3 rRNA genes are annotated in these 5,422 nt (G+C 56.2%); all 3 read right to left on the bottom strand.

What is annotated here, in order from left to right:
* Positions 1 to 8: 8 nt before the first annotated feature.
* Positions 9 to 123, bottom strand: a 5S ribosomal RNA gene (rrf, locus tag N4S67_RS27930).
* Between the two features lie 85 nt (positions 124 to 208).
* A 23S ribosomal RNA gene (locus N4S67_RS27925) occupies positions 209 to 3,334 on the bottom strand.
* A 414-nt stretch (positions 3,335 to 3,748) separates the two neighbouring features.
* Positions 3,749 to 5,269, bottom strand: a 16S ribosomal RNA gene (locus N4S67_RS27920).
* Together the 16S, 23S and 5S rRNA genes form the textbook arrangement of a ribosomal RNA operon.
* Positions 5,270 to 5,422 lie beyond the last annotated feature (153 nt).

Raw genomic sequence — 5,422 nt, 5'->3', positions numbered from 1 at the left:
TAATGTGTGTTCGGCGGTGTCCTACTTTTCCACCCGGGTTGGGCAGTATCATTGGCGCTGGCAGGCTTAGCTTCCGGGTTCGGGATGGGTCCGGGCGTTTCCCTGCCGCTATTGACCGCCGTAACTTTATTCAATTCTTGTGGAATTGTGGGTTGTTATTGGTGGTGGGGTGTATCGGTGTTTGTGGTTTGTGGTGTGGTTGCGAGGTGTGTGTAAGTTTTCGGCCGGTTAGTGCCAGTTCCCTGCGCCTATTGCTAGGTTTCTAGGTCTGGTCTATTGATCCCGTGGTCTGCGGGGGGCCTTATCCCACTTAATGGGTGAGAAGCCTGGTCTTGGAGGGGGTTTCCCGCTTAGATGCTTTCAGCGGTTATCCTGTCCGAACGTGGCTATCCAGCGGTGCCCCTGGTGGGACAACTGGTGGACCAGAGGTTCGTCCGTCCCGGTCCTCTCGTACTAGGGACAGATTTCCTCAAGCTTCTGACGCGCGCGGCGGATAGAGACCGAACTGTCTCACGACGTTCTAAACCCAGCTCGCGTGCCGCTTTAATGGGCGAACAGCCCAACCCTTGGGACCTGCTCCAGCCCCAGGATGCGACGAGCCGACATCGAGGTGCCAAACCATCCCGTCGATATGGACTCTTGGGGAAGATCAGCCTGTTATCCCCGGGGTACCTTTTATCCGTTGAGCGACACCCCTTCCACTCGGGGGTGCCGGATCACTAGTCCCGACTTTCGTCCCTGTTTGACAGGTTCGTCTTACAGTCAAGCTCCCTTGTGCACTTACACTCAACACCTGATTGCCGTCCAGGTTGAGGGAACCTTTGGGCGCCTCCGTTACTTTTTAGGAGGCAACCGCCCCAGTTAAACTACCCGCCAGGCACTGTCCCTGAACCGGATATACGGTTCGAGGTTAGAGGCCCAATACGATCAGAGTGGTATTTCAACAACGACTCCACAATCACTGGCGTGACCGCTTCACAGTCTCCCACCTATCCTACACAAACCGTATCGAGCACCAATACCAAGTTGTAGTGAAGGTCCCGGGGTCTTTTCGTCCTGCCGCGCGTAACGAGCATCTTTACTCGTAATGCAATTTCGCCGAGTCTATGGTTGAGACAGCTGAGAAGTCGTTACGCCATTCGTGCAGGTCGGAACTTACCCGACAAGGAATTTCGCTACCTTAGGATGGTTATAGTTACCACCGCCGTTTACTGGGGCTTAAATTCTCCGCTTCACCCTTGCGGGTTAACGGGTCCTCTTAACCTTCCAGCACCGGGCAGGCGTCAGTCCGTATACATCGTCTTGCGACTTCGCACGGACCTGTGTTTTTAGTAAACAGTCGCTTCTCACTGGTTTGTGCCACCCCCTCCCGCTGCCCACCGCAAGGGTGTTGACGGTATGGAGGTCCCCCTTCTCCCGAAGTTACGGGGGCATTTTGCCGAGTTCCTTAACCATAGTTCACTCGTACGCCTTGGTATTCTCTACCTGACCACCTGTGTTGGTTTGGGGTACGGGCCGTGTATGCGCTCGCTAGAGGCTTTTCTCGACAGCATAGGATCACCGAATTCGCCTCACTCGGCTATGCATCACCTCTCAGGAACATGACATCCGGATTTGCCTAGATGTCTCCCTACAGGTTTGCCCCAGTATTACCACTGACTGGTACGGCTACCTTCCTGTGTCACCCCATCGCTTGACTACTACCAACGAAGGTTCCGCGCAGCCCCACAATCCCTCACCCCGAAGGGATCGGTGATCGTGGTTTTGGGCGGTTAGTACCGCTGATTCATCAGGGACGCTCATACACGGGTACGGGAATATCAACCCGTTGTCCATCGACTACGCCTGTCGGCCTCGCCTTAGGTCCCGACTCACCCTGGGCGGACTGGCCTGGCCCAGGAACCCTTGGTCTTTCGGCGGGCAAGGTTCTCACTTGCCTTATCGCTACTCATGCCTGCATTCTCACTCCCACACCCTCCACAACACGTTCACACGGCTGCTTCACCGGATGCAGGACGCTCCCCTACCCAACCAGACATACATCTGATTGCCGCGGCTTCGGCGGTGTGCTTGAGCCCCGCTACATTATCGGCGCACAATCACTTGACCAGTGAGCTATTACGCACTCTTTCAAGGGTGGCTGCTTCTAAGCCAACCTCCTGGTTGTCTTCGCGACTGCACATCCTTTTCCACTTAGCACACGCTTAGGGGCCTTAGCCGGCGATCTGGGCTGTTTCCCTCTCGACGCACGGAGCTTATCCCCCGCCGTCTCACTGCCACGCTCTCACTTGTCGGCATTCGGAGTTTGGCTGACGTCAGTAACCTAGTAGGGCCCATCGGCCATCCAGTAGCTCTACCTCCAACAAGAAACACGCAACGCTGCACCTAAATGCATTTCGGGGAGAACCAGCTATCACGGAGTTTGATTGGCCTTTCACCCCTACCCACAACTCATCCCCTCAGTCTTCAACCTAAGTGGGTTCGGGCCTCCACAACATCTTACTGCTGCTTCACCCTGGCCATGGGTAGATCACTCCGCTTCGGGTCCAGAACACACCACTACACCAACCCCTACGGATTGGATACGCCCTATTCAGACTCGCTTTCGCTGCGGCTACCCCACACGGGTTAACCTCGCGACATGTCCCTGACTCGCAGGCTCATTCTTCAAAAGGCACGCCATCACCCCACGACAAAGCGAGGGCTCTGACGGCTTGTAGGCACACGGTTTCAGGTACTATTTCACTCCCCTCCCGGGGTACTTTTCACCATTCCCTCACGGTACTAATCCGCTATCGGTCACTGGGAAGTATTCAGGCTTACCGGGTGGTCCCGGCAGATTCACAGCAGATTCCACGGGCCCGCTGCTACTCGGGGAAAACATTCCACGAAAGCCGTTGAGTTTTCGTCTACGGGGCTCTCACCCTCTACGGACAGACCATCCCAGGCCACTTCGACTAACCCAACGGTTTATCACTTTCGCCCCTGCCGGCGGGCAGGAGAAGAAACGCCCCACAACACCGCACACACAACCCCCGCCGGGTATCACATGTGCACGGTTTAGCCATCCTCCGCTTTCGCTCGCCACTACTCACGGAATCACACTTGTTTTCTCTTCCTACGGGTACTGAGATGTTTCACTTCCCCGCGTTCCCCCCTGCACCCTATGTATTCAGATGCAGGTGACACGACATCACTCGTGCCGGGTTTCCCCATTCGGACATCCTCGGATCCACGCTCGGTTGACAGCTCCCCGAGGCATAACGCAGCCTCCCACGTCCTTCATCGGCTCCCAGTGCCAAGGCATCCACCATGCGCCCTTAAACACTTACACACAAAACAGATCAAAAAATTCTCGGAAGAATCAAAAGAAATTGCATCACCACGCAACACACCACCAACCCCGCCCACCACAAAGGCAGACCAAAGCCAGCAGCCCATCGCGAGATGCTCGCAACCACTATCCACAAATCAAACACCACACCCCACCACCAAAGATGGAGCGACAACCAGACCTATCCCCGGTTTCCCACAACGGGACGAAGAGATAGCGGGCCTGTTGCCTCAAAGCCCAATAGTGTGTCTGGCAATCCATCACCGGCATCGATCTCTCGAATCCCGCACCGGCTCAACGTTTGTCGTGCACCCGAACCACACCCACTACAGATGCAGCCCATCTTCACGAATCGCCTGGCTCACCGAACCCCCACACAATGTGGGCGGGACCAGGTCTCGTGGTGCTCCTTAGAAAGGAGGTGATCCAGCCGCACCTTCCGGTACGGCTACCTTGTTACGACTTCGTCCCAATCGCCGATCCCACCTTCGACGGCTCCCTCCCACAAGGGGTTAGGCCACCGGCTTCGGGTGTTACCGACTTTCATGACGTGACGGGCGGTGTGTACAAGGCCCGGGAACGTATTCACCGCAGCGTTGCTGATCTGCGATTACTAGCGACTCCGACTTCACGGGGTCGAGTTGCAGACCCCGATCCGAACTGAGACCGGCTTTGAAAGGATTCGCTCCACCTCACGGCATCGCAGCCCTTTGTACCGGCCATTGTAGCATGTGTGAAGCCCTGGACATAAGGGGCATGATGACTTGACGTCATCCCCACCTTCCTCCGAGTTGACCCCGGCAGTCTCTCACGAGTCCCCACCATAACGTGCTGGCAACATGAGACAAGGGTTGCGCTCGTTGCGGGACTTAACCCAACATCTCACGACACGAGCTGACGACAGCCATGCACCACCTGCACACAGGCCACAAGGGAACCGACATCTCTGCCGGCGTCCTGTGCATGTCAAACCCAGGTAAGGTTCTTCGCGTTGCATCGAATTAATCCACATGCTCCGCCGCTTGTGCGGGCCCCCGTCAATTCCTTTGAGTTTTAGCCTTGCGGCCGTACTCCCCAGGCGGGGTACTTAATGCGTTAGCTACGGCACGGATCCCAAGGAAGGAAACCCACACCTAGTACCCACCGTTTACGGCGTGGACTACCAGGGTATCTAATCCTGTTCGCTCCCCACGCTTTCGCTCCTCAGCGTCAGTTACTGCCCAGAGACCCGCCTTCGCCACCGGTGTTCCTCCTGATATCTGCGCATTCCACCGCTACACCAGGAATTCCAGTCTCCCCTGCAGTACTCCAGTCTGCCCGTATCGCCCGCACGCCCAAGGTTAAGCCTTAGGTTTTCACGAACAACGCGACAAACCACCTACGAGCTCTTTACGCCCAGTAATTCCGGACAACGCTCGCACCCTACGTATTACCGCGGCTGCTGGCACGTAGTTGGCCGGTGCTTCTTCTGTACCTACCGTCACTTGCGCTTCGTCGGTACTGAAAGAGGTTTACAACCCGAAGGCCGTCATCCCCCACGCGGCGTCGCTGCATCAGGCTTGCGCCCATTGTGCAATATTCCCCACTGCTGCCTCCCGTAGGAGTCTGGGCCGTATCTCAGTCCCAGTGTGGCCGGACACCCTCTCAGGCCGGCTACCCGTCGTCGCCTTGGTAGGCCATCACCCCACCAACAAGCTGATAGGCCGCGGGCCCATCCCACACCGCAAAAGCTTTCCCCCACAAACCATGCAGCCCATGAGGTGTATTCGGTATTAGACCCAGTTTCCCAGGCTTATCCCAAAGTGCAGGGCAGATCACCCACGTGTTACTCACCCGTTCGCCACTCGAGTACCCCGAAGGGCCTTTCCGTTCGACTTGCATGTGTTAAGCACGCCGCCAGCGTTCGTCCTGAGCCAGGATCAAACTCTCCAAACAAAAACCAAAAAGGCAGTTCAGAACAATCTGATACCAAACCAGTCAAAACTGGCAAAAACAACCACACCCCTAAACGGGAAAAAGAGATGCGGCAAAAAACAACAACAAACAAAAACCACCAAACACACTATTGAGTTCTCAAACAACACACCC

The sequence above is a fragment of the Mycobacterium deserti genome, from assembly GCF_025345615.1.
Classification (GTDB): domain Bacteria; phylum Actinomycetota; class Actinomycetes; order Mycobacteriales; family Mycobacteriaceae; genus Mycobacterium; species Mycobacterium deserti.
This window is presented reverse-complemented; position numbering and strand designations above follow the sequence as displayed.